The organism is Pseudomonas sp. WS 5146 (assembly GCF_012985495.1).
Lineage (GTDB): Bacteria > Pseudomonadota > Gammaproteobacteria > Pseudomonadales > Pseudomonadaceae > Aquipseudomonas > Aquipseudomonas edaphica.
Genome location: NZ_JAAQWL010000008.1, coordinates 89,599 through 114,256, shown reverse-complemented (window position 1 = coordinate 114,256; position 24,658 = coordinate 89,599). Strand labels below are relative to the sequence as shown.

At 60.2% G+C, this 24,658-nt stretch carries 23 protein-coding genes; 9 read left to right on the top strand and 14 right to left on the bottom strand.

The window, feature by feature from the left end; translation table 11 throughout:
- Nucleotides 1–101: 101 nt before the first annotated feature.
- On the top strand, nt 102–1,301 hold the full coding sequence (fdhA, locus tag HBO41_RS20420) for a formaldehyde dehydrogenase, glutathione-independent (RefSeq protein WP_017137993.1): 1,200 nt from the start codon (nt 102–104) through the stop codon (nt 1,299–1,301).
- Nucleotides 1,302–1,708: 407 nt separating this feature from the next.
- On the opposite strand, the gene HBO41_RS20415 is transcribed toward fdhA, so the two are convergent.
- The 4 genes from HBO41_RS20415 to HBO41_RS20400 form a co-directional block, all read right to left on the bottom strand.
- Nucleotides 1,709–2,683 carry a hypothetical protein gene (locus HBO41_RS20415; RefSeq protein WP_169987516.1) on the bottom strand — a complete coding sequence of 325 codons (975 nt, stop codon included), beginning with the start codon at nt 2,681–2,683 and terminating at the stop codon, nt 1,709–1,711.
- Between the two features lie 279 nt (nt 2,684–2,962).
- Nucleotides 2,963–3,211, bottom strand: coding sequence for a hypothetical protein (locus HBO41_RS20410; protein WP_032865770.1), 249 nt, complete (start codon nt 3,209–3,211; stop codon nt 2,963–2,965).
- A 402-nt stretch (nt 3,212–3,613) separates the two neighbouring features.
- The gene (locus tag HBO41_RS20405; RefSeq protein WP_017137998.1) at nt 3,614–4,291 is read right to left on the bottom strand and encodes an anti-sigma factor domain-containing protein; all 678 of its coding nucleotides are present in this window, start codon (nt 4,289–4,291) and stop codon (nt 3,614–3,616) included.
- Nucleotides 4,288–4,914: a sigma-70 family RNA polymerase sigma factor gene (locus HBO41_RS20400; RefSeq protein WP_236460401.1), complete on the bottom strand. Its 627-nt coding sequence runs from the start codon at nt 4,912–4,914 to the stop codon at nt 4,288–4,290. Before HBO41_RS20400 ends, HBO41_RS20405 begins: the two co-directional genes overlap by 4 nt.
- 151 nt (nt 4,915–5,065) lie before the next feature.
- On the opposite strand from HBO41_RS20400, the gene HBO41_RS20395 reads away from it, so the two are divergent.
- The gene (locus HBO41_RS20395) at nt 5,066–5,638 is read left to right on the top strand and encodes a DUF2780 domain-containing protein (protein ID WP_017138000.1); all 573 of its coding nucleotides are present in this window, start codon (nt 5,066–5,068) and stop codon (nt 5,636–5,638) included.
- On the opposite strand, the gene HBO41_RS20390 is transcribed toward HBO41_RS20395, so the two are convergent.
- Complete coding sequence (locus HBO41_RS20390) at nt 5,635–6,522, bottom strand: acyltransferase (RefSeq protein ID WP_169987514.1); 888 nt, start codon at nt 6,520–6,522, stop codon at nt 5,635–5,637. The two genes, HBO41_RS20395 and HBO41_RS20390, sit on opposite strands and share 4 nt — an antisense overlap.
- 196 nt (nt 6,523–6,718) lie before the next feature.
- Between HBO41_RS20390 and HBO41_RS20385 the strand changes: the two genes are divergently transcribed.
- The 4 genes from HBO41_RS20385 to creD are packed head-to-tail and all read left to right on the top strand — an operon-like array spanning nt 6,719 to nt 10,740.
- Nucleotides 6,719–7,219 (top strand): ATP-dependent zinc protease, encoded by a 501-nt coding sequence (locus tag HBO41_RS20385; protein WP_017138002.1) that lies wholly within the window; start codon nt 6,719–6,721, stop codon nt 7,217–7,219.
- An 8-nt stretch (nt 7,220–7,227) separates the two neighbouring features.
- A complete protein-coding gene (gene creB / locus HBO41_RS20380) occupies nt 7,228–7,896 on the top strand; it encodes a two-component system response regulator CreB (RefSeq protein ID WP_017138003.1) in 669 nt (222 codons plus the stop codon).
- A complete protein-coding gene (gene creC, locus HBO41_RS20375; RefSeq protein ID WP_017138004.1) occupies nt 7,896–9,335 on the top strand; it encodes a two-component system sensor histidine kinase CreC in 1,440 nt (479 codons plus the stop codon). The genes creB and creC overlap by 1 nt, the downstream gene beginning before the upstream one ends.
- Before the next feature lie 52 nt (nt 9,336–9,387).
- The gene (gene creD, locus HBO41_RS20370; protein ID WP_099550394.1) at nt 9,388–10,740 is read left to right on the top strand and encodes a cell envelope integrity protein CreD; all 1,353 of its coding nucleotides are present in this window, start codon (nt 9,388–9,390) and stop codon (nt 10,738–10,740) included.
- Between the two features lie 186 nt (nt 10,741–10,926).
- On the opposite strand, the gene HBO41_RS20365 is transcribed toward creD, so the two are convergent.
- The 8 genes from HBO41_RS20365 to HBO41_RS20330 all read right to left on the bottom strand — a co-directional run bounded on the left by HBO41_RS20365 (nt 10,927) and on the right by HBO41_RS20330 (nt 19,941).
- Entirely contained in the window at nt 10,927–11,556 is a 630-nt protein-coding gene (locus HBO41_RS20365) for a glutathione S-transferase (RefSeq protein ID WP_169987513.1), read from the bottom strand.
- Between the two features lie 155 nt (nt 11,557–11,711).
- Nucleotides 11,712–11,894 carry a hypothetical protein gene (locus HBO41_RS20360; RefSeq protein WP_017138007.1) on the bottom strand — a complete coding sequence of 61 codons (183 nt, stop codon included), beginning with the start codon at nt 11,892–11,894 and terminating at the stop codon, nt 11,712–11,714.
- Complete coding sequence (locus HBO41_RS20355) at nt 11,891–12,994, bottom strand: PepSY domain-containing protein (protein ID WP_169987511.1); 1,104 nt, start codon at nt 12,992–12,994, stop codon at nt 11,891–11,893. The genes HBO41_RS20360 and HBO41_RS20355 overlap by 4 nt, the downstream gene beginning before the upstream one ends.
- Nucleotides 12,995–13,056: 62 nt before the next feature.
- Nucleotides 13,057–15,486 carry a TonB-dependent siderophore receptor gene (locus HBO41_RS20350; protein ID WP_169987509.1) on the bottom strand — a complete coding sequence of 810 codons (2,430 nt, stop codon included), beginning with the start codon at nt 15,484–15,486 and terminating at the stop codon, nt 13,057–13,059.
- A 206-nt stretch (nt 15,487–15,692) separates the two neighbouring features.
- On the bottom strand, nt 15,693–16,655 hold the full coding sequence (locus HBO41_RS20345) for a FecR family protein (protein ID WP_169987507.1): 963 nt from the start codon (nt 16,653–16,655) through the stop codon (nt 15,693–15,695).
- The gene (locus HBO41_RS20340) at nt 16,652–17,170 is read right to left on the bottom strand and encodes an RNA polymerase sigma factor (protein ID WP_017138011.1); all 519 of its coding nucleotides are present in this window, start codon (nt 17,168–17,170) and stop codon (nt 16,652–16,654) included. The genes HBO41_RS20345 and HBO41_RS20340 overlap by 4 nt, the downstream gene beginning before the upstream one ends.
- A 144-nt stretch (nt 17,171–17,314) precedes the next feature.
- On the bottom strand, nt 17,315–18,022 hold the full coding sequence (locus tag HBO41_RS20335; RefSeq protein WP_099550399.1) for a PolC-type DNA polymerase III: 708 nt from the start codon (nt 18,020–18,022) through the stop codon (nt 17,315–17,317).
- Nucleotides 18,019–19,941: a putative nucleotidyltransferase substrate binding domain-containing protein gene (locus HBO41_RS20330; RefSeq protein ID WP_169987505.1), complete on the bottom strand. Its 1,923-nt coding sequence runs from the start codon at nt 19,939–19,941 to the stop codon at nt 18,019–18,021. Before HBO41_RS20330 ends, HBO41_RS20335 begins: the two co-directional genes overlap by 4 nt.
- A 247-nt stretch (nt 19,942–20,188) precedes the next feature.
- Here HBO41_RS20330 and HBO41_RS20325 point away from each other — a divergent pair, with 247 nt between their 5' ends.
- On the top strand, nt 20,189–20,635 hold the full coding sequence (locus HBO41_RS20325) for a response regulator (protein WP_017138015.1): 447 nt from the start codon (nt 20,189–20,191) through the stop codon (nt 20,633–20,635).
- Nucleotides 20,636–20,763: 128 nt separating this feature from the next.
- Nucleotides 20,764–21,168, top strand: a complete 405-nt coding sequence (locus HBO41_RS20320; RefSeq protein ID WP_169987503.1) for a hypothetical protein — start codon at nt 20,764–20,766, stop codon at nt 21,166–21,168.
- Between the two features lie 249 nt (nt 21,169–21,417).
- Here the strand turns inward: HBO41_RS20320 and HBO41_RS20315 are convergent, their stop codons facing one another.
- Entirely contained in the window at nt 21,418–23,595 is a 2,178-nt protein-coding gene (locus HBO41_RS20315) for a malate synthase G (protein WP_138450363.1), read from the bottom strand.
- Nucleotides 23,596–23,974: 379 nt separating this feature from the next.
- Between HBO41_RS20315 and HBO41_RS20310 the strand changes: the two genes are divergently transcribed.
- Complete coding sequence (locus HBO41_RS20310; RefSeq protein WP_017138018.1) at nt 23,975–24,487, top strand: glycine cleavage system protein R; 513 nt, start codon at nt 23,975–23,977, stop codon at nt 24,485–24,487.
- The last annotated feature ends 171 nt before the right edge of the window (nt 24,488–24,658 follow it).

Sequence of the window (24,658 nt, the reverse complement as noted above, 5' to 3'; positions counted from 1 at the left end):
CATCAGCAACAACACAAGGAAACAGCATCTGTACCCGAGCACTTAAACGCGCTGCCTGCCTGGGCGACGCGGTTCCATAAAAACAACAGCGAGGTGAAAGCATGTCTGGTAATCGTGGTGTCGTGTATCTCGGCAACGGCAAGGTCGAAGTACAGAAAATCGACTATCCCAAAATGCAGGACCCCCGTGGCAGGAAGATTGAGCACGGCGTCATCCTGCGCGTGGTCTCCACCAACATCTGCGGCTCCGACCAACACATGGTGCGCGGCCGCACCACTGCCCAGACCGGCCTGGTACTGGGGCATGAAATCACCGGCGAAGTGATCGAGAAGGGCAGCGACGTCGAGAACCTGAAGATCGGTGACCTGGTGTCGGTGCCATTCAACGTGGCGTGCGGCCGCTGCCGCTCGTGCAAAGAACAACACACCGGCGTGTGCCTCACCGTCAACCCGGCCCGTGCCGGTGGCGCTTACGGCTACGTCGACATGGGCGACTGGACCGGCGGCCAGGCCGAATACGTGCTGGTGCCGTATGCCGACTTCAACCTGCTGAAACTGCCGGACCGCGACAAGGCCATGGAGAAAATCCGTGACCTGACCTGCCTCTCCGACATCCTGCCGACCGGCTACCACGGCGCCGTCACTGCCGGCGTTGGCCCAGGCAGCACCGTCTACATCGCAGGCGCCGGCCCTGTTGGCCTGGCCGCTGCCGCCTCCGCCCGTCTGCTCGGCGCAGCGGTAGTGATCATCGGCGACGTCAACCCGATCCGCCTGGCCCACGCCAAGGCCCAGGGTTTTGAAATTGCCGACCTGTCCAAAGACACCCCACTGCACGAACAAATCGCCGCCTTGCTGGGCGAGCCGGAAGTGGACTGCGCGGTAGACGCCGTAGGCTTCGAAGCCCGTGGCCACGGCCATGAAGGCGCCAAGGCCGAAGCACCGGCCACCGTGCTCAACTCGCTGATGGGCGTGGTGCGTGTGGCGGGCAAAATCGGTATCCCTGGGCTGTACGTTACCGAAGACCCAGGTGCTGTTGATGCTGCCGCGAAAATGGGCAGCCTGAGCATTCGCTTTGGGCTGGGCTGGGCCAAATCCCACAGCTTCCACACCGGGCAAACGCCGGTGATGAAGTACAACCGCGCACTGATGCAGGCGATCATGTGGGATCGCATCAACATTGCTGAGATCGTCGGTGTACAGGTGATCAGCCTGGATGACGCGCCGCGTGGGTACGGCGAATTTGATGCGGGCGTGCCGAAGAAGTTTGTGATTGATCCGCATAAGATGTTTAGCGCGGCGTAAGGCGATAGATAAGGGCGGCCCTGGGGTCGCCCTTTTTTTATCGCGAATCAGTCTGTGATAAATAACCAGCTGATAAACATACCGGCAAAGGATAGGTAGGTAACGAGTGTCGGTACGACCATCCAGCACTTGAGGTGCAGGGGGATTTTTTCAACGTCCTCAACAAGCACCATCCCTCGCCACTGAACCACTTTTGGGATAAGGATGACAAGGCCCATGGAAAATACGCGTTGAGGCCTTCCTTCAAAATGAGTATTCCGAAACGTGTGCCTGCATCCGACGATAAAGCTGCTGTACTGCAGGTAACTTTCTGCTGCGTCGAGCCTTGTGTACATGGCGCAAAAGGTGAGTGGAAAACTGAGAAACATCAAGAGGAGTGAGCCCATACCAAGGTAGCCCCAGAACATTTAATTACTCACAGTCTTATAGATAAAGTTGCCTGCGTCTTCGGCTAGCCCGCCCCCCAGCGCGCCCCCGGCAAGCCCGCCTGCGGCACCACCGATGATGGCACATGCCAAGGCTCCGGCGCCTGCCGTCGGTATACCAAAAACAATCATGCAGGAGCCAATCCCGATAGCTGCCCCTGCTTTACCCCCCCAATATGAGCCACCCATGGCACCCACCAGTTTGGCGCCGTCAACATATTTCGCTTTCGTGCACTCCTGTTCACGCCCAGTGGAGCATGCCTCCGTTATTTCCAGCGCTGCCGCCCCTACATCCAGCGCGATGCCAATGTAAGTACCTTTCTTCAATAGCTGGGAGGCCTTGGCTACACGCTTGACGGTCTCCTCGTACTTGCGAATCTCTCCATGATGCCAATAGCTCTTAGTGGAAATTCCCAGCATTTTCTTGATTGAACCTTCACTCTTCAACCCCGTACCAAAGCGCGCCATCCCCGAGAGTTGGGTATCGAGCCTCGCAAACAACGCCCTGCGTTTAACCAGAAAGTCATTCCTCGCACTCGCGGTGCCCTTCCTCAGGTACTGCCTATGCAGCTCATCGACTTCCTTGAGGGTGGCCTCGACTTGCGCCAGATGTTTGCTCCAGGCGCTACTGGCACTGCCAATGCCCAGGGACGCATGGGCCATGATGGCCTGTAACTGATCGTAGTTTTTGATCAGGAAATGATCCGTCGCGGAGTGTGCGAACAAAGCCTGTTTGATGTTCTGCGCCGAGCGCATCAGTTGGGCCTCTTCCGTCGTGCAAGACGCTGTACGAGCATCTGGAATGATCACCAACTGCCCTGGCAGTACCACGACGTTGCGAATGTGTTGGTTGAGGCTGTCGAACTTGGTTTGAATGTGAGGGTTGAGTGAAAGGTCGAGTTTAAGCAGCGGATAAGGCTGCGGTCGTACATTAATAAATGCGTAGGGTCCCTGCATAGCGTGCACCTCCAAGTGACTGAGGCGCACGACTATAAGAAGGCGCTACAGGCGAGGTAAGACGCGTGCAGGGCCGTTTTTGACGTTTCAGAAAGGGACTACGCAAGTCCCGGCAGACGCTGACATGTTTGATTCATTTGAGCTTTGTAAGTCGCAGGTACGGGTCGGCCACTTCGCCGTTTTTTATCACCCGCTTGCCGCCGTAGTCGCAGTGAGTTTTACCGTTGCTTCACATGTAGGAAAGGGCAACAGGGCGCTGCCCTTCTTTGAATCGGGTGTTTAAGCCTGCAAGCGCCGGCTGATCACATCCAGCAGATCACAGCCATCGCGCAATGGAATGGCGCAGAGCAGGGCGAAGTCCTGGAGGACGAGGTTATCGGTGTTCAGGCCTTCGCGAAACGCCAGGTTTTCCATGACTTGGGTGACCGCGCGGATGCGGTAGACGGCGGCGTCGTGGAGCACGTCGAGCGGCACTTGGGTGTCGATGAGCAGGGAGGGAGTGGTGGCGTCGTGGCCGGTGAGCGGCATGTATCGGTTCATGTTCAGAGAGTGAGGCTACCACTCACACGTCGCCAAACGAATGGGTGGCAGCTGTACGCAGGTTGGCGAACCGGTGAAATAAAGCAAAGGCCGGCAGACCCGAAGGTCTCCCGCGCACAGCCGCCATAAAGCAGCCTTACGCGTGCAAAAGCACCAGCAAAGGAGCAGGTGCTTTTGCATGCATTATTTCAATCGAGTCGCCAAACCCGTGTCGCCATATGGACGACCGCCGAACTATAAGCGCCATCCTCCGCCGGGAGCAAGTCGCTCGGCCAATGAAGCTCAAATGTGGGAGCTGGCTTGCCTGCGATAGCGGCGGGCCAGTCAACTTATCCTTGGCTGAGCCACCGCCATCGCAGGCAAGCCAGCTCCCACATTGATTGAGTTGTGTCAGCGAGTGGCCAGGGCACCTTGGTACAGCACGGGGCCGGTGGGTTGTCCGGTGGGTGAGCCGCCTTGTGGCTCCAGGCTGACGGCGAGGGTCGCGGGTGCAGTCAACAGCGCCTGCTGTTCCTTGCTCAGCTGGATTCGGCCTTTACCCGAGCTCGGCACCAAGCCCAGGGAGACGGGTTTGCCACCGGCCGCAATGACCCACAGTTCCAGGGCACGCGTCGGCTCTACAGCCGCCAACGTCAGCGGCTCCACTTGCAGGTGATCGCCAAACGCCTGGACCTGCAACGCCGGTTGCTGGTTGGCCGCGACCAGCGTGGCGTTGTATTCGGCGCCGATATCACGCTGATACAGCACGCCCACCAGCACTGCGACAACTACCGCACAGGCAGCGGCCAGCAGGCGAAAACTCATCCAGAACGGTTTCTTCGCTGGCACGTGCAGCACTTGCGGCTCAATGCGTGCCTTGATGCCTGCCCACACATGATCCGGCACCGGCCGCTCGGGCACGGCGCCAGTCAGGCTGGCGAGGGCATCCTGCCAATGGCCGAGTTCGACGCGCAGCGCGGCATCGTCCAGCAGCAGGTTTTCAAAGCGCCGACGGGCAGTGGCGGGCATCAGCCCGATGGCGTAATCGGCAGCGAGGGCTCGGCGCAGGGTGGTGGTTTGGTAGTTCATGATTCAAGGCACCTGCGCAGGCGCTCCATGCCGCGGCGAATCCAGGATTTGACCGAGCCCAGGGGCGCCGCCAAGTGGTCGGCCAGTTCCGAGCACGACAGGCCCTGGAAGTAAGCCACGCTGATTGATTGGCGCTGCATACCGTCGAGGGTGTCGAGGCAGCGGTTGAGGGCGCGGGCTTCGCGCTCACTGTCGAGCTGTTCGTAGGCGCTGGGGCTGTCGTCGAGCATGGCGTCTTGCTGGCCCTCAGCTAATGGCTGTTCGCGGTGTTTGCGCAATTGGTCGATGGCCAAGTTGCGGGTGATGTTGACCATCCAGGTCATCGGCGCGGCCAAATGGGCCTCGTAGCGCGAAGCGTTGTACCAGATACGCACAAAGGCCTCCTGCAGCACTTCTTCGGCCAGGTCTGCGCGCCCCATGAAACGAAACGCGACACCGTGCAGCCGTGGCGAAACACTGCGGTAAAGGGTCTCGAACGCCTGTCGGTTGCCCAGGGCACATTGGGCCAGCAAGGGCTGCAACGGGTCAGCATCATGAATGGAAATAGGGCTTCTCCAGGCTCTCGTTCGAGGGCGACGGGACTGCGCACGGTAGGCAGAGGGTAGTCCAGCTTGAGCATTCATTCCATCCGACTCCGGGCGGCGCTTGTGGGATATACGCGCGCGGCGAACATTTGGATGCAGATTTTTCTGAACTAATCTGCAGGTGGGAACATTCCTTCGGGACTGTCAGTCAAACGCCTGCTTTTAGCTCCTACATTCAGAGGTTGTCTTGATGAAGATTTCACGCGGTTTTGCCCTGTCCTGCCTGTTGACCGTGGCCGCCAGCCCGGTGTTTGCCGCAGGTTTCAGCCTCGGTGACGTGGCCAATGCCGTCTCCGGTGCCCAGGGCAGCAACAACAAGGCGGCGGCTGCGGCGCCTAGCTCTGAGACCGCCGGCCTGCTGAGCGCCTTGACCTCGCAACTGAACATCACCCCCGAACAAGCCGTGGGCGGTACTGGCGCCATGCTGGGCCTGGCCAAGAACAAACTGAGCGGTACCGACTACTCGCAACTGGGCAAGAGTGTGCCGGGCCTGGATCAACTCTCGGGCAGCAACTCCCTGGGCAGCCTCGGCGCGTTGAGCGGGATGCTCGGCCAGAGCGGCGGCAGCAAGACCAGCGGCCTGGACGGTTTGTTGGGTAACGTGAAGAGCACCAACGACCTGAACACCGCCTTCAGCGCGTTGGGCATGGACAGCGGCATGGTCAGCCAATTTGCCCCGGTGATCCTCAAGTACCTGGGCGGCCAGGGCGCCAGCGAATCGGTGCTGGGCAAACTGGCTTCGGCCTGGGGTACTGGCAGCTAAAGCGACTCTGCGCGCAGTTGTGCGATGCGCGCATCCTTCTCCATCCAGAGCTGGTTCACCCAGTTCTGGACGGTCTGGCGAAACGCCGGATCATTCTCGTAATCCCCTTGCCACAACGCCGGGTCCAGCTCACGGGTGCGGATATCAATGATCACCTTCGGCACTGTGCCGCAGATCAAGTCCCAGAACCCCGGGATCTTCTGCTGCGGGTAGACCACCGTCACGTCGAGGACCGCGTCCAATTGCTCACCCATGGCCGCCAGCACAAACGCCACGCCACCCGCTTTGGGCTTGAGTAAGCGGGCAAATGGCGAATCCTGCTGCTTGCGCTTGGCCTCGCTGAACCGTGTGCCCTCCAGATAATTGACCACCGTCACCGGTTGGCGCTTGAACAGCTCGCACGCCTGCTTGGTGATCTTCAAATCCTGGCCCGCCAGTTCCGGGTGTTTGGCCAGAAAGGCCTTGGTGTAGCGCTTCATGAACGGGTAATCCAGCGCCCACCAGGCCAGGCCCAGGAAGGGCACCCAGATCAGCTCTTTTTTCAGGAAGAATTTGAAGAACGGCGTACGCCGGTTGAGTGCCTGGATCAGTGCGGGAATATCGACCCAGGATTGGTGATTGCTGATCACCAGGTAAGACGTATCGCCGCGCAGTTCGTCGCCGCCACGAATGTCCCATTGGGTGGGGATGCACAGCGCGAAAATCAGTTTGTCGATCTCGGCCCAGGTCTCGGCGATCCACATCACGGCCCAAGAGGCGTAGTCGCGAAAGCGGCCGGGCGCTGCCAGCTTGAGCAGGGCAAACACCATCAACGGGCCGAACAGCACCAGGGTGTTGAGCAATAACAGCAGTGTGACAAAACAGCCGGTGAGCAGGCGGCGCATAAGTAACTCTTGGAGTCGGGTGGACGGGCCATGATAAGCAAGCTGAGTCTAGAGGCCAAATCGCAAATTGCCGCACGAATGTGAGCTGACGCGGAGCGTCCAGAGCTGCATTGCCACGCAGAGCGTGGGAACGATCTAACTAAACAACGCTTTTGCGGTCTAGAATCCGCCTACTTCTTTCCAAGGAAATCACTTCGTGAAACTGCTCCTTGCCTTACTCGCCCTGGCTGCCGTGCCTGTCATGGCCGCCGAACCGACCCTCTACGGTCGCTACGAATACATCCAACTGCCGGAAATCGGCCAAACCTTCAAGGCCAAGATGGACACTGGCGCGCTGACCGCTTCGCTGTCGGCCCGCGATATCGAAACCTTCCAGCGCGATGGCGACGACTGGGTGCGCTTCCGTCTCGGCGGCAAGGACGCCAGCGACAAGGTTTTTGAACACAAAGTCTCGCGCATCAGCAAAATCAAAAGCCGCGCCGATGAAGACGAGGACAAGGACGAAGCCACCGTGGCCAAGCGCCCGGTGATCGACCTGGAAATGTGCCTGGGCAACGTCAAGCGCACCGTCGAGGTCAACCTCACTGACCGCAGCAGTTTCAACTACCCGTTGCTGATCGGCGCCAAGGCCCTGCGTGAGTTCGGCGCAGCGGTGAACCCGGCCCGTCGTTACACTGCCGACAAACCGGACTGCTGATCGAGCCTATGCCGCACATCCTGATTGTCGAAGACGAAGCGGCGATAGCCGACACGCTGATCTTTGCCCTGCAAGGCGAGGGGTTCACCACTACCTGGCTGAGCCTTGGCCAGGAGGCGCTGGCGCATCAACGCCAGACGCCTGCCGACCTGATCATCCTCGACATCGGCCTGCCGGACATCACCGGCTTTGAGACGTGCAAGCAACTGCGCCGCTTCAGTGAAGTGCCGGTGATGTTCCTCAGTGCGCGCGACGGCGAGATTGACCGGGTGGTGGGCCTGGAGATCGGCGCCGACGATTATGTGGTCAAGCCGTTCAGCCCACGGGAAGTGGCGGCGCGGGTTCGGGCGATTCTCAAACGCGTCAGCCCAGGTGCCGCGCCGGCCGTGTTTCAGGTCGACCTGGAGCGCATGCAGATCAGTTATCGCGGCCAGGCTTTGAGCCTTACGCGGCATGAATTTCGCCTGCTGCAAAGCCTGCTGGAGCAGCCCGAACGGGTGTTCAGCCGCGAGCAATTGCTCGACGCGGTGGGCGTGCCGGCCGATGCCGGCTACGAGCGCAATATCGACAGCCATATTAAAAGCCTGCGCAGCAAACTGCGGGGCATTGCGGCGGATGCCGAGCCGATCCAGACCCATCGTGGCCTCGGCTACAGCTACAGCCCGAGCCACAGCTGATGCGCCTGGGGCTGCGGATCTTCCTGGTGTATGCGCTGTTTATCGGCCTCACCGGTTACTTTGTGCTCAACACGGTGATGAAGGAAATCCGCCCCGGCGTGCGCCAGTCCACCGAAGAAACTTTGGTGGACACGGCGAACCTGCTGGCTGAGATCCTGCGCGATGACGTAAAAAATCATACCCTCGGCCAAAGCCACTGGCCTGAGTTGCTCAAGGCCTACGGCAATCGCCAGCCCGGCGCGACCATCTGGGGCCTGCCGAAAAACCAGGTTAACCACCGCATCTACGTGACCGACGCCAACGGCATCGTGCTGCTCGATTCCACGGGCGAAGCGGTGGGGCAGGACTATTCACGGTGGAACGACGTGTACCTCACCTTGCGGGGTGAGTACGGCGCCCGTTCCACCCGCAGCGAGCTGGACGATCCCACTTCGTCGGTGATGCACGTGGGCGCGCCGATCCGCGACAACGGGCAAATCATCGGCGTGGTAACGGTGGCCAAGCCCAACAGCTCGTTGCAGCCTTATGTGGATCGCACCGAGAACCGCTTGCTCTGGTACGGCGCCGGGTTGGTGGTGTTGGGCCTGCTGTTGGGCGCATTGCTGTCGTGGTGGCTGAGTGTGGCGCTGCATCGGCTCACGGCGTATGCGCAGGCGGTGAGCGAAGGGCGCCGGGCCGAGTTGCCGCATTACCGTGGCGGCGAACTCAAACAGCTGTCCACCGCTGTGGAGCACATGCGCACGCAGCTGGAAGGCAAGGCCTACGTCGAGCATTACGTGCACACCCTGACCCACGAATTGAAAAGCCCGCTGGCCGCCATTCGCGGCGCGGCGGAATTGTTGCAGGGCGATATGAGCCGCGAGCAGCAGCAGCGTTTTATCGGCAATATCGACAGCGAAAGTGCGCGCTTGCAGCAGTTGATCGAGCGATTGCTTAACCTTGCCCAGGTGGAGCAGCGCCAGGGTTTGGAAGAACAGACCCGCATGCCGTTGGCGGCCCTGGTCGACGAGGTACTCAAGGCGCAATGTGCGCGAATCGAAGGCGCCGGCCTGCAGGTCGAACAGACGATAGCGGCGGATGTGAAGGTGTTCGGTGAGCCTTTCCTGTTGCGCCAGGCACTGGGCAACCTGCTCGATAACGCCTTGGACTTCACACCGCCCGGCGGCACCTTGCGATTCAGCGCACAGGCGCAGCATAACGACGTGCAGGTCAGCCTGTTCAATCAGGCTGCGCCGATTCCCGACTACGCCTTGCCACGTCTGAGCGAGCGCTTCTACTCGTTGCCGCGCCCGGTCAGTGGGCGCAAAAGCACCGGCCTGGGCCTCAATTTTGTCGAAGAAGTGATGAAGCTGCACGGCGGCGCATTGCAGATCGGCAATGTGCAAGGCGGCGTGCAGGTGGTGCTGCATCTCCACACAGTCTCCACAGTGCCCACATAAATCTCCCACAGGCGCGGTTCACGCTCTGCCCCATCAAAACAGGGAGAGCCCCATGAACCGAAGCCTGCTGTTCAAACTTGGCGCCATTGCGCTGCTGATGCTGCTGTTGCTGATTCCACTGCTGATGATCAACGGCATCATCAGCGACCGCCAGCAACTGCGCGACGGCGTATTGATGGACATCGCCCGCAGCTCCAGCTACAGCCAACGCATTACCGGCCCGGTCATGGTAGTGCCCTATCGCAAGACCGTGCGCGAGTGGAAACTCAATGAAAAGCTCAACAAACGCTACGAGGAAACCCGTGAAGAGCGCGGCCGCCTGTATTTTTTGCCGGACCGCTTTGAACTCGACGGCAAGGTGCAAACCGAACTGCGATCGCGTGGCATCTACCAGGCGCGACTGTTCCATGCAGACAACCGCATCAGTGGGCGTTTCGAGTTGCCAGCGCAGTTGGGCATTACAGAAAACTTTGCCGATTACCGTTTTGAGCCTGCGTTTCTGGCGGTGGGTATCAGCGATATTCGTGGCATCGAAAACGCCCTGAAGCTTGAGCTGGGCAGCCAGCGCCTGGCGTTCTCGCCAGGCTCGCAAGTGGACTGGTTGGGCGAGGGCGTGCATGTGACGCTGCCCGCGCAGGACAGCAAACAACCGAGCGTGGTGGACTTCGCTTTTGACCTGCGCCTGCAGGGCACCGAACAGTTGCAAGTGGTGCCGGTGGGCAAGACCAGCCAGGTGTCACTCGCGTCCAACTGGCCGCACCCCAGTTTTATCGGCAACTTCCTGCCGGCGCAGCGAGAGGTCACTGACAAGGGCTTCAGCGCCAATTGGCAGACTTCGTTTTTCTCCACCAACCTCGAACAAGCCCTGCAAACCTGCCTGGACCGCCAGGGCTGTGAAGACTTCACCAACCGCAGCTTTGGCGTGAACTTCATCGACCCGGTGGACCAGTACCTCAAGAGCGACCGCGCGATCAAATACGCGCTGCTGTTTATCGCCCTGACGTTTGCCGGTTTCTTCCTCTTCGAAGTACTGAAGAACCTCGCGGTACACCCGATTCAGTACGCGTTGGTGGGCTTCGCGTTGGCGTTCTTTTACCTGCTGCTGTTGTCGTTGTCCGAACACCTGGGCTTTGCGTTGGCCTACCTGATCTCGGCGAGTGCCTGTGTATTGTTGATCGGCTTTTATGTGTGCCATGTGCTGCGCAGTGTTGTGCATGGCCTGGGCTTTTCGGCGGGGTTGGCGGCGTTGTATGGCTTGTTGTACGGGCTGCTGAGCGCTGAAGATTACGCGCTGCTGATGGGCTCGCTGCTGCTGTTCGGGCTGCTGGGTACGGTGATGGTGCTGACGCGCAAACTGGATTGGTATGGCGTGGGCAAGCGCAAAGGTCGGGAGGTGGCGCAATGATTGGGTTGCGTGAAGATCAGCAGGTGCGCGCGCAATTGGTGGCCGGGATTGCCACCTTCCTCAGCAACACCACTCTTCAATGTGGGAGCGGGCTTGCCCGCGAATGCGGTGGGTCAGAAACCAATGTGCTGAATGACATGCCGCCATCGCGGGCAAGCCCGCTCCCACACTGGATGGGTGTGAATGTCACACCGGTGGCTGGGTCTCAAGCATCGAAGGCCGTTGGCTGACCCCGGCATACCAGTCGGCAAGCTTGGGGTTGCTGGCGCGCCATTGCAGGTCGGGGTGGCGAAAGTCCAGGTAACCCAGGGCGCAGGCCACGCTGATGGCGGCGATGTCGAAGTGGCTGGCCAGTTCGGCAATCGCATCGCTTTCCAGCTCGGCGAGGGTGCGGTGGATCTTGTTGCGCTGCTCCTCCAGCCATTGGTCCCAGTGTTTTTCTGCCGGGCGCATGGCGGTCTCGTAACGCACCAGCACGGCGGCATCCATGATGCCGTCGGCCATCGAGGCGAGGGTGAGGCGGCGCCAGCGGGCCGAGCCGTCACGCGGGATCAGCGGGTTGCCGACGTGCTGGTGGTCGAAGTAATCGAGGATCACCCGGCTGTCGTGCAGCACCGAGCCATCGGCCAGGCGCAGGGCCGGGATCTTGCCAACGGGGTTGTCCTGCACCACCTGTGCGTCGGGGTTGACCGGCGTCGGCATGCAGCCATGCAGGGCCACGCGGTCCAGTTGGCCAGTCTCGATCAGCAGCACGCGGACTTTGCGAACAAAGGGTGAAGCGGGGTTGTGAAACAAGGTCATGCTGGGCGCGGACATGGGCATTCCTCGGAAATGGCAGGGCTAGCCTAGTAGGATTGTGGTTGTTTTTGAAGGCCCTATCGCAGCGGTGCGACGACTCGACAAGCCAGCTCCCACACTTGACTGCGTACACACATCAACCTGTGGGAGCTGGCTTGCCTGCGATGAGGCCTTCAGCCACGCCGCTTAAGCAAGGCCCAAGCCCCAATGGCAGCAGGAACACCCAGCCCCACCCAACTCAACGAATCCCACAGCCCGTCACCCAACAGCGCCGCAAACAACCCGGCAGCGCTGAGCAGGCCAATCCCCAGCGGAATGCCAAACACCTTCCAGAAACTCGATTGGCGCGGCTTCATGACTTGGCCGCCTTGCGCCGCACAATCCACAGGTAAACACCGCTGCCCAACACGATGATGGTCAGTACATCCAGCACCGCCCAGAGGATCTTCATCGGCAGGCCGCCATAGTCGCCAAAGTGCAGCGGCTGGGACATGCCCATGGCGTCCATGTACCACGGCCGTTCGGCGATGGCGGTGACGGCCAGGGTGCTGGCGTCGATCAGCACCGGCGTGAGCAGGTGTGAGGTCAGATGCGTGCTGCCCTTCATGAACACCGCGTAGTGGTGTTCGCTGGAAAAGCGCGTACCGGGGAAGGCGATAAAGTCCGGCTCCATGCCGGGCGCGGCCTTGGCGGCGATGCTCAGCAGTTCGGTGGCCGGTGCGCGTTGGGTCAGCGGCGGCGCGTTTTTGTACGGCTCGATCATGGCGCTGAGGCTGTCCTGGCGCCAGGCGGCGATGATCAAATCGGCGCAGGCGCTGATCACGCCGGTGACGCCCACCACCAGCGCCCAGGTCAGCGTGACCACGCCGATCAGGTTGTGCAGGTCGAGCCAGCGCAGACGGGTGGATTTGTCTTTACGCACGGTGGCGAACTTCAACCGGCGCATAAACGGCAGGTACAGCACCGTACCCGAGACAATTGCCACCACAAACAGAATGCCCATGAACGCCAGCAGCAACTTGCCTGGCAGCCCGGCGAACATATCCACGTGCAAGCGCAGCAGGAACAGGGTCAACCCGCCATTGGCCGCCGGGGTTTCCACGGTCTCACCGGTGCGCGCATCCAGCATGAAGGTGTGGGACGAGTTGGGCTCGGTGCCGGCCGTGGCAGCCATGATCGCGATCACACCGTTTTTGTCGTCTTCGTCCCACGCCAGGTACTGCATGGCCTCGCCGGGGCGATGAGCCTGGGCTTTGGCCACCAACTGCTCAAGGTTCAGCTGCGGCGTGTCGGCGGTCATCTGTGCCAGTTCCGGCTCGTTGCCCAGCAGGTGGTCGATCTCGTGGTGAAACACCAACGGCAGGCCGGTGAGGGCGAGCAGCAGCAGGAATACCGTGCAGATCAGGCTGGTCCAGGTGTGGATGAAGGACCAGCGGCGGATGGTTTTGCTTTTCATTTTCTAGCCTTCAGACACACCGAAGCCGCCCACAGGGGCGGCCCGGTTGTTAACTCAGCCGATTACCACTGATAGGTGGCGCTGGCGACGACGCTGCGTTGGTCGCCGTAGTAGCAGTAGGACCCGTCACACGTGGAGATGTAGTCCTTGTTGAACAGGTTGGTGGCGTTGAGTTTCACCGAGGCGCCTTTGAGGCTGTTATCAAGCCGGCCAAGGTCGTAATGCACGGCGCCGTCGAACACGGTGTAGGCGTTGGACTTGCCCAGCCACGTGTTGCCTTGGTCACCGTAGGTGTTGCCGGTGTAGCGGGCGCCAAAGCCAATGCCAAAACCATCGAGCACGCCGTTGTGCCAGGTGTAGTCAGTCCACAGCGAGGCTTGCTGGTTGGGCATCAACTGCAGGCGGTTGCCTTCGAAGTTGCCTTTTTGCACTTCGGATTTGGCCAGGGTGTACGCGGCGATCACCTTAAGGTTTTCGGTCACGTCAGACACCGCTTCCAGCTCCAGGCCTTTGACTTTGACTTCACCGGTCTGGTCGGTGACCGACTGGCCGCCTGCGCCGGTGCTGGTGACGAGCACGTTTTTCTGGGTCAGGTCATACACTGCCGCACTCAGCAAGGTGTTGGAGCCGGGCGGTTGGTATTTGATACCCAGTTCCCATTGCTTGCCTTCGGTGGGCTTGTACGACTGGAGTGGGTCGACGCTGGCGTTGCTGGCTGGTTGGAATGACTCGGCGTAGGACAGGTAGGGCACAAAGCCTGAGTCGAACACATAGCTCAGTGCTGCATTGCCACTGAAGTTCTTGCTACGGTCGGTATTGGTCACATCGTTCTTATTGAAGTAGGTTGTGCCTTGATGCACCCAGTCCTCACGCCCGCCCACGGTCAGGCGCCATTTGTCCAAAGCCATCTGGTCTTGTGCATAGAGGCCGGTCTGCACGGTTTTCTGGTTGTAGTCGTAGTACGCGGTGGAGCGGGCCGGACGCACGACCGGCGTGGTGTTGACAGGGTTGAAGATGTTCACGCGCCCCGCGCTATCGTAGATCGACAGGTATGAGGTATCGGTGCGCTGGTGGTCCAGGCCCAGCAGCAAGGTGTGGGTGACGTCACTGGTAGCGAAGTCGGCCTGGAAGTTGTTGTCGACCGCGAATTGGCCAATGTTCTCGTCAACGTTGGTGGAGGTGCGGTCGATATTGCCGGCAGCGTCAACCGGATAGTAGGCATAGGCGCCGACTGTCAATTGCTGGAATGACAACTCCGACTTGGTGTAGCGCAGATTCTGCTTGAACTGCCAGGTATCGTTGAAACGATGCTCGAAGGCATAGCCCAACGCGTAGTAGGTGCGGTCGTAGTACTCGTAATCCGGGTCGCCCAGGTTTTTGTGGTGGGAGACTTTGCCCAGTGGAGAGTCGATTTTGGTGCCAACAATCGGCAAAAACTGGCTGGTGGCACCGGTATCGTCACGGGTGAACTGCGACAGGAAAGTCAGCTTGGTATCCGGGTCGATATTCCAGGTCAGGCTGGGCGCAATGTTGTAGCGCTTGTTGTCGATGTGATCGATCTGAGTGCCGGCATCGCGCACCACGCCACTGAGGCCATACAGAAACTGCCCTTCATCATCGATCTTGCCGGTGCTGGCGAAGTTGATCTGGCGGTAGTTGTCACTGCCGTATTGCACCTGGATGGCGCTGCTTTGTTCTGCGCTGGGACGGCGGCTGACCATGTCCAGCAGGCCGCCCGGCGGCGTTTGGCCGTAGACCGACGAGGCCGGGCCACGCAGCAGGGCGAGGCGGTCGAGGTTCCAGGTTTCGGCTTTGGGGTTGGCGTACACGCCGCGTGGCAGTGGCAGTCCGTCGAGGAATTGCGTGGGTTCGAAGCCGCGCACGCGCATCCAGTCATAGCGGGTGTCGCTGCCGTAGCTGGCGGACACGATGCCGGGCATGTATTTAACCGCGTCATCCAGGTTCTGGACGTTGCGGTCCTGCATCTGCTCACGGGTGGCGACGGAGATCGAGCGCGGGGCTTCGACCAGCGCGGTGTCGGTCTTGGTGCCGGCGGCGGTGCGCTTGGCCAGGTAGCCGTCGATTGGCCCCCAAGCGCTTTCATCGCTGCCCTGGGCAATGATGCTGGTCTCTGGCAACGCCACGACACCTTCCGGGACAGGCACCAGCGTAAACGTCCCGGCACTGCTTTGCTCCAATTGCAACCCGGTGCCACGCAACGCCTCGCGCAACGCGCCCTGGGCATCGAATTGGCCTTTGACCGGTGCTGAGGTCTTGCCCGCTGCCAGCGAAGGGTTCAGCGTCAGCGCCAGGCCCGACTGGCTGGCGATCTGGTTCAGGGTGCTCGCCAATGGCGCAGCCGGCAGGTTGTAGGCGCGCACGTTGCTAGCCTGTTCGGCGGCGATCAGCGCGGTGCTCGTCAGCGGGGCGCTGAGGGCAATGGCCATGGCTAACAGGCTGGGGCGCAACAAGGTGTCTAGCGTGCGGGACATGGGGCGGCTCCTGAATGAAAATATTTCTCAATTGCCTAGGTGCCGGATGAGAATCAGAAAGTGATAGGGCTGGGTGAAAATATTTTTTTGAGGTGGCTTTGAGGGCCTCATCGCAGGCAAGCCAGCTCCCACCTTTAACGGTGTTCACAATTCCAAAGTTGGGAGCTGGCTTGCCTGCGAAGGCGATCGGCCAGGCACTGAAAAACCTAAGGCTTAGCCTTCACGGTCACCCACCACGGCGTGTGCTGCTCGATCTGCACCGGCAAGGTCGGCAGCAGGGCATTCAGCGCCAGGGTGGTGTTGTGCAGCGGGAAGCTGCCGGTGATGCGCAGGTCGGCCACGGTTTTATCCACGCCCAGGTAGCCGGTGCGGTAACGACTCAGCTCGGCAACCACATCGCCCAGGCGCGCGTTGTCGACCACCAGCATGCCGCGTGTCCAGGCGTCTGCGGCGGGCTCGACCACCCGCGCAGGGCCGAGGCCGTCGCTGCGCATCAGCACTTGCTGGCCTTGCTTGAAAATCTGCTCCTGATGCAGCGCCTCAGGCTGGGCGGCCACGGCAGACTGCAGCACGCTCAGGCGCGTGGCGTCGTCTTCGCGCTTGACGATAAACCGCGTACCCAGGGCTCGCAGGCTGCCATCACGGGTTTTCACATAGAACGGTCGGGCATCGTTGTGGCCGGTTTCGACCAGGATTTCGCCTTCCTGCAACACGATCAGCCGGCGTTTTTCATCGAAGCGCACGTCAATGGCGCTGTGGGTGTTGAGGTTGATCAGCGTGCCGTCGGCCAGCTTAAGCGTGCGTTGCTCGCCGGTCGCTGTGCGCTGGTCGGCCAGCCAATAGTGGATCGGCACGTAACGCTCACCGGTAAACAGCGCCAGGCCGATCACCAGCGCGATGCTGGCCAAACCGCCGCCCAACTTGCGCACGCGCTGGCGAATGCCTTGGCGTGACTGCAACAGCGCCGCCCGCGCCGGGCCAGAAGCTACGCTGAAGCGCTGGTCGAGCATGCCCAGCTGACGCCAGGCGCGTGCGTGTTCTTCATCACTGGCCAGCCATTTGGCGAACTCTTCCTGTGCAACCAGGCTGCCGTCGCCTGAGCCCAGCGAGAGTTGCCAGGCAATCGCCGCATCCAGCACACGGGCCGTGACCGGTTTGGAGCCTGTCACAGCGGCTCGCCATACAGTGCGATGTAGCACTGGCGAATGCCTTGGGCCAGGTACTGGCGCACACGTGGCACCGACACACCCAGGCGCTGGGCGATTTCGGCGTGGCCCAGGCCGTCGAGGCGGTTATAGAGGAAGGCAGCGCGGGCCTTGCTCGACAGCTTGCCGAGCAGGCGGTCGATGGCCTTGAGGTCTTCGAGGATCAGTTGCTGTGCTTCGGGCGAGGGGTGTTCGCTTTCCGGGATCAGCATCAGCTCGCTGAGGTACGCCTGCTCCAGCGCCGCGCGGCGGAAGTAGTCGAACAGCAAGCCTTTGGCGATGGCCACCAGAAACGCACGTGGCTCGCGCGGTTCGCGCAGCTCGTCCCGGCCCAGCAGGCGTATGAAGGTGTCCTGGCTCAAGTCTTCGGCGCGGCTCGGGCAGGCCACATTGCGTCGCAGCCACGCCAACAGCCAGCCACGATGGTCGCGATACAACGCGCCAACAAGCTCACTGTGTGGGGTTTGGACCGACGACAAGGCATCACCGAATAAACAAGGGGTTTAAACTAACGAGAATTATTCGCGATTGTGTCAGAGGCAGGGAGTGGGCGCAATTGGCGTCTGTCGGGCGATCGTTCCCACGCTCTGCGTGGTAATGCCTCCTGGGACGCTCAGCGTCCCCTAGAAAGAGGGCGCTTGTTTGCGACGTGTCCATTGGCTCAAGCGCTCTTGCAGCACCTGTGGGCTGTCGATTCCCTGTTGGCGCGCACGGCTGAACAGGATGAGCATCAGCTCTGCCGTGGCCAACGCATCGGCACTGGCGTGATGGCGTTCGCCCACGTGCAGCTTGAAGTGGTTGATCCAGTCGTCGAGCCCGGCCTCGCGAATATTCGCGTCGGGGCACAGCAGCGGGGCGATGTCGGCTACATCGAGGAACGGATGGGCCAGCCGATAGCCCAGGCTGCTCTTAAGCGCCCGGCACAGCATGTGTTGGTCGAACGGCGCATGGAACGCCAGCAACGGGCTGTCGCCGACAAAGGCCATAAAATCCAGCAAGGCTTGCGCCGGGTCGCTGCCGGCGGCAATTGCACTGGGGCCGAGGCCATGGATCAGCACGCTGGGGCTGAGCTTGGTGTTGGGCTGTTGCAGGGTGCGTTCGAACATCTGTGAAAAATCCACCGCGCCATCCTCGATCACCACCGCGCCGATGGACAGCACTTGGTCGCGGTTGAGGTTCAGGCCGCTGGTTTCCAGGTCGACCACCACCCAACGTTGGCTGCGTAACGACCCGTCGCCCAGCAATGCGGGCTTGGGCAATTGTGCCAGTCGCTGCTGCTGAGCCGCGTCGAGCCCGGGCTTGTTCTTGCGCAGCCAACTGAACAGGCTCACAGCTGATACCGCAGCGTCAGGCTGCTTTGCAGGCGTTGGGCCTGGCGCAGGGATTCACGCAGGATGCGCCGGTCCAGGTGGTTGAGGCTGTCGGGGTCGACGCGGTTGGAGTACGGCAGGTTCTCACGGGTTTGCAGCTGATGCTGCTGCATGCGGGTTTGCTGGATAAAGTGATAGGCCTCCTCATAGGCGGCGCCATCCAGCGGCTCAATGACCTCCTTGACCACCAGTTGGCGCAGGCGCTCCAAGGTATTGTTGGCGTGGATACCGTTGGCCAGGGCCAACAGGCGCGCGCCATCGACAAAGGGCGTAAGGCCCTGCACCTTGAGGTCGAGCGTGGCCTTTTCGGCGCCTTTGCGCGTCAGCACAAAGTCGCGGAAACGCCCGACCGGCGGGCGCTGACGCAAGGCGTTCTCGGCCAGCATGCGTTGGAATAAGCGGTTATCGGCCACCTGATCCAGAATGCCCTGGCGCAGTTGCTCGCAACCGCGCTCGTCACCCCACACCACGCGCATATCGAAATAGATGCTCGACCCGAGCAGGTTCTCCGGCGTGGCCTCGCGAATAAATGCACCGAAGCGTCGCGCCCATTCGGCCCGTGACAGGCACAGCTCGGGGTTGCCGGCCATGATATTGCCCTTGCACAGGCTGAAGCCGCACAACGCCAGGCTTTGGTTGATCTGCTGCGCCAGGGGCAGCAGCCGGCCGCGGATCTCGGCGGCTTCGGCGGCGTCCTTGGCTTCAAACAGGATGCCGTTGTCCTGGTCGGTAAACAGTGTTTGCTCGCGGCGCCCTTCGCTGCCGAAACACAGCCAGCTGAAGGGCACGTCAGGGTCACCTTTCTCGGCCAGAGTCAGCTCGATCACTCGGCACACGGTGTGGTCGTTGAGCAGGGTAATGATGTGGGTGATCTGGGTGGACGACGCACCATGGGCCAGCATGCGTTCCACCAGTTGACCGATCTCGCCGCGAATCACCACCAGGTTTTCCACCCGGGGCGCGTTGCGGATGGTGCGGGCCAGGTGCACCAGGTCGACCCGTTGCAGGGAAAACAGGTCGCGCTCGGACACCACGCCACACAGGCGCTGGTCTTTTACCAGGCACACATGGGCGATGTGTCGCTCGGTCATGGCGATGGCGGCGTCGAAGGCGCTGTGGTCCGGGCTTAAAAAGAACGGCGCCTGGGTCATATGGCCGGCGATGGCTTGATTGAAATCGCCGGTGCCATCGGCGACCACCTGGCGCAGGTCGCGCAAGGTGAAAATCCCCAGCGGCGCCTTGTGCTCGTCGACGATCACGATGCTGCCCACTTGTTGCTCATGCATCAGCGTCACCGCTTCGCGCAGCTGCGTGGTCGGGCTGCAGGTGACCGGGTGGCGCATGGCCAATTCACCCAGGCGGGTGTTCAGCGAATACTGGGTGCCGAGGGTTTCCACGGCCTTTTGCTGCACCTGCTGGTTGACCTGATCCAACAGGCTGCTGACTCCGCGCAGGGCAAAATCGCGAAACGGGCTGGAAAGGGCGAACAGCTTGATAAACGCCGGCTTGTTCAGTTGCAGGCAGAAGGTGTCTTCGGCGGCTTTGTGCTCGGTGCGTGTCGCACGCTCACCCAGCAACGCGGCAAGAGGGAAGCACTCGCCGGTGGTGATCTCGAAGGTGGCTTGCGTCGAGTCCGGCCGCTCGCCGACTACGCGGCCCTGCTTGACGATATAGAAGTGCTCCACCGGCCCGCCGGACGGTTTGAGAATGCTGTCGCCGGGGCCGTAGAAACGCAGCTGGCACTGTTCGACCAAGAACGCCAGGTGGGCGTTTTCCATCTGGTTGAACGGTGGGAAGCGTTGCAGGAATTGCAGGGTGCCGTGGATGTTCTGCAACACGGCGGTTTTTCCCGCGTGCGTGAAAGCATCAGCTTTACTCATAACAGTGACCGCAGTTTTTTTGTCGTTATCGTCCTGCATGGTCGACTCCCGCGCGGCGGGTGCCCATTGGACGTAAGTCTAGGTCTGGGCAAAACCATTCACGACTAGGGAAAAACCTTACATGACTATCGTCCAAACCCCGTAGAACGCCCACTAGGCAAACTTTCCGACGAAGTGCACATTGTTCGCCCTTCCGCAGATGTCTGACGAGTGTGCTGGGAGATTGAATAGAACTGCTGAGAAACGTATGTCCGACCACGATATTTTGAGTGATGCCGAGCGCGAGGCGCTGAGCGCCGTAATGCTGGAACCCGATTTGCCGCCACAGCGGGTGTTGATTGTCGACGACGACAAGGACGCTCGTGAATTGCTTGCGGAGATCCTGGGTCTGGACGGCATTCGCTGCATGACCGCCGACAGCGGCGAGACAGCGTGGGATTTGTTGAGCTCCAGCAGTTCCATCGGTTTGCTGATCACCGATTTGCGCATGGCGCCGAGCAACGGCCTGCAATTGATTCGCAAAGTGCGCGAGTCAACCCGGGCGGCGTTGCCGATCATCATCATGTCGGGGGACGCGGAAGCGCCGGATGTGATTGATGCGATGCATTTGAGCGTGGTGGATTTTTTGCTCAAACCGATCGATAGCGTGAAGTTGGCGAAGATGGTCAAGCGGGAATTGGGGATGGCGCAGTAGCTACCGCTGGTCGGACTTCTGTAAGAACTGTCAACTTTGACAGTAGCGGTGGTGTGAGCATCGCTGTTCACTTGGTTTGAGGGCGGTCGGAATCACCGCCTCAACTTACTAGAGAACAGAGGCCAGTCATGAGCACAAATGGAAGTTACACCACTGCCAATTTTATGAAGCTGGAAATCACCAAGAAAGGCAGCGTTTATAAAAGTTTTGATTCTCACGATGTTAAAGTTGAAATTGCGGGCGAAGACTCCGGGCTCTACAGCTATCGGGGGGTTGATACCTTCTCTGTGCTTTTTAAGCCTCAAACTGAGGATGGGGTCGCTACTTATAAATTTGAAAGCAAGGATGAAAAATTTATTTGGACCTTGAAGGACGGTATTAGCAATAAATATTTTTTTATGAGCGGTACTTTGAAGGAAACTGTCACCCACTCCGCGAGCAAACGGTTGTATGAGCTGAATGGGATGTTTGCAGATAAGGGTGGGGTCGACTATAAAGTTGTAGGCACTGCTGAGTGGAATGATGATTTGTAATTGATTGAGTTGTTCTGTAAATATTCCAGGTTTTTTGGAATGCGGGTATCTGCGGTTTTACTGCGATAGACAGCACTTTGTAAGTGCGCGAGAGGGGGCTCATTGTGACGATTGATTAATGAGCCTTGATGAAGATAGATGTCAGACAGTTATGTTTTTTCGAACGGCAGTCCCATCGTTTAACTCATTGCATGAAGTGCAATGGCTAAAACAGTAAAGCCCTGATCTTGCGATCAGGGCTTTTTTTATTTACAGGCCGTTTTTAGCCTTGAACTCACGACGCCGACGATGCAACACCGGCTCCGTATACCCATTCGGCTGCTTAGTCCCTTCAATCACCAACTCCACCGCCGCCTGGAACGCGATGTTGCTGTCGAAATCCGGTGCCAGCGGGCGATACAGCGCATCCCCGGCATTCTGACGGTCCACCACCGGCGCCATGCGCTTGAGGCTTTCCATCACTTGGGCTTCGTTGACGATGCCGTGGCGCAACCAGTTGGCGATGTGCTGGCTGGAGATGCGCAGGGTGGCGCGGTCTTCCATCAGGCCCACATCGTTGATGTCCGGCACTTTCGAGCAGCCGACGCCCTGGTCGATCCAACGGACCACATAGCCGAGGATGCCCTGGGCGTTGTTATCCAGTTCGTTGCGGATTTCTTCGTCAGACCAATCGGTGTTGCTGGCCAGAGGAATGGTCAGGATATCGTCTACCGAAGCGCGCTCGCGCTTGGCCAGTTCGGTCTGGCGGGCGAACACATCAACCTTGTGGTAGTGCAGCGCATGCAGCGCAGCCGCCGTCGGCGATGGCACCCAGGCGGTGTTGGCGCCGGCCAGTGGGTGAGCGATTTTCTGTTCGAGCATCGCCGCCATCAGGTCGGGCATGGCCCACATGCCTTTACCGATCTGTGCACGACCTTGCAGGCCGGTGCTCAAGCCGATATCGACGTTCCAGTTTTCGTAGGCACCGATCCATTTTTCCGCCTTCATGGCGGCCTTGCGCACCATCGCGCCAGCTTCCATGGAGGTGTGGATTTCATCGCCGGTGCGGTCGAGGAAGCCAGTGTTGATAAACACCACGCGCTCGCTGGCCGCCTTGATGCAGGCCTTGAGGTTGACCGTGGTGCGGCGCTCCTCGTCCATGATCCCGACTTTCAGCGTATTACGCGGCAGGTTCAACACGTCTTCGATGCGGCCGAACAGCTCATTGGTAAACGCTGCTTCTTCGGGGCCGTGCATCTTCGGTTTTACGATATAGACGGAACCGGTGCGGCTGTTCTTGCGGCTGCTGTTGCCGTTGAGGCTGTGGATCGCCGCCAGGCTGGTGAGCAGGCCGTCGAGGATACCTTCCGGTACTTCGTTGCCGTCTTTATCCAGGATCGCGTCGATGGTCATCAAGTGGCCAACGTTACGCACGAACAGCAGCGAACGGCCGTGCAGGGTCACGTCCTGGCCATCCACGCCGGTGTAGACGCGGTCGGCGTTCATGGTGCGGGTGAAGGTCTTGCCGCCCTTGGCCACTTCTTCGGCCAGGTCGCCTTTCATCAGGCCGAGCCAGTTGCGGTAGATCACCACTTTGTCATCGGCATCCACGGCGGCGACGGAGTCTTCGCAGTCCATGATGGTGGTCAGCGCGGCTTCCATCAGCACGTCTTTGACGCCGGCGGCGTCGGTCTGGCCGACCGGGGTGCTGGCGTCGATCTGGATTTCGAAGTGCAGGCCGTTGTGTTTAAGCAGGATCGCAATCGGCTCGGCCGCAGGGCCCTGGAAACCGATCAGTTGTGCGTCGTCGCGCAGGCCACTGTTGCTGCCGCCCTTGAGGCTGACGATGAGCTTGCCATCCACCATCTTGTAACCGGTGGAATCGACGTGGCTGCCGGCGGTGAGCGGCGCGGCTTCGTCGAGGAAAGCACGGGCGAAGGCAATTACCTTGTCGCCACGCACTTTGTTGTAACCCTTGCCCTTCTCGGCGCCGTCGGCTTCGCTGATGGCATCGGTGCCATACAGCGCGTCGTACAGCGAGCCCCAGCGTGCATTGGAGGCGTTGAGGGCGAAGCGGGCATTCATGACCGGCACCACCAGCTGCGGGCCGGCCATGCGGGCAATTTCGTCATCGACATTTTGGGTCGAGGCCTGGAAATCTGCAGCTTCTGGCAGCAGGTAGCCGATATCTTGCAGGAAGGCTTTGTAGGCCACTGGGTCGTGGGCTTTGCCTGCGTGGGTCTGGTGCCAGGTGTCGATCCGCGCCTGGAAATCATCGCGTTTGGCGAGTAGGGCTTTGTTCTTCGGTGCCAGGTCGTGGATGACCTTGTCGGCGCCGGCCCAGAACTGGTCGGCAGTGATGCCGGTGCCGGGAATGGCTTCGTTGTTCACGAAGTCGAACAGGACTTTGGCGACCTGCAGGCCACCGACTTGAACGTGTTCAGTCATTGCTTGCCTCACTCTGCGGAGCTTATGCGCTGTTTCAGATTTTCATTATGTAGTGCACGGTTGGGCATACTACATGATGACTTGCGGTTGTGAAAATTAGACTAAATACGTCGTTTAGCGACTCATTTTGGTCGTACGGTCACAGCGGAGAATCGGATGTTCTCAAAAAACTATTGGATTGTTCCAGATAAATATAAAAATGGTACACGATTTGTTTTTGACCACTTCTGTAGGAATTGGCTTTGTGTGGGAGCGGGCTTGCCCGCGATAGCAATACATCGCCCACGGATGTGTAACTGACACGCCCCCCATCGCGGGCAAGCCCGCTCCCACAGGGTGTGTGCCTATAATCGATGATCAACCCACCGAGGGCTTCGCCATGGACCATCTTGTACTCACTATTATCGCCGCCGACAAACCCGGCCTGGTTGAACGCATTGCGCAGAACATTGCCGCCCACGGCGGTAACTGGCTGGAAAGCCGCATGGCGCACATGGCCGGGCAGTTTGCCGGGATTTTGCGGGTTAGCGTGCCGACGGAACAGCGTCAAGCCCTGGTCGGCGCGCTGGAGGACTTATCCACACATGGCATTCGTGTGCTGGTGGGCGAGGGCAGCAGCGGGCAGGCCTCGGCGTCCAAATCGATCATGATGACGTTGGTGGGCAATGACCGCGCAGGCATCGTGCGCGAAATCACGGCGCTATTGAGCAAACAAGGCGTGAACCTGGCGAGCCTGAGCACGGATGTGCGTCCGGCGCCCATGAGCGGTGATCCCTTGTTTAGCGCCGAAGCGTTGTTGCAGGTGCCGGCCGCGTTGTCCCTGGATACCTTGCAGCTGTCCCTGGAAACCTTGGCCGATGATTTGATGGTGGAACTGCACCACGAGGAATAATCGGTCCACAAGGTTATGCATGGAAATCTTGCATGGGCCTGTGGATAACCTGTAGAGACCCGGCGCCAGGCCATGCCGGCCGGGCTTCTTCGTCGATTGAGCAAAAAACGAGCAGTTTCAATGGCTTGTGCACAAATGGCGGGGATCAGGGTGTGGATAACCTTGGGGTGA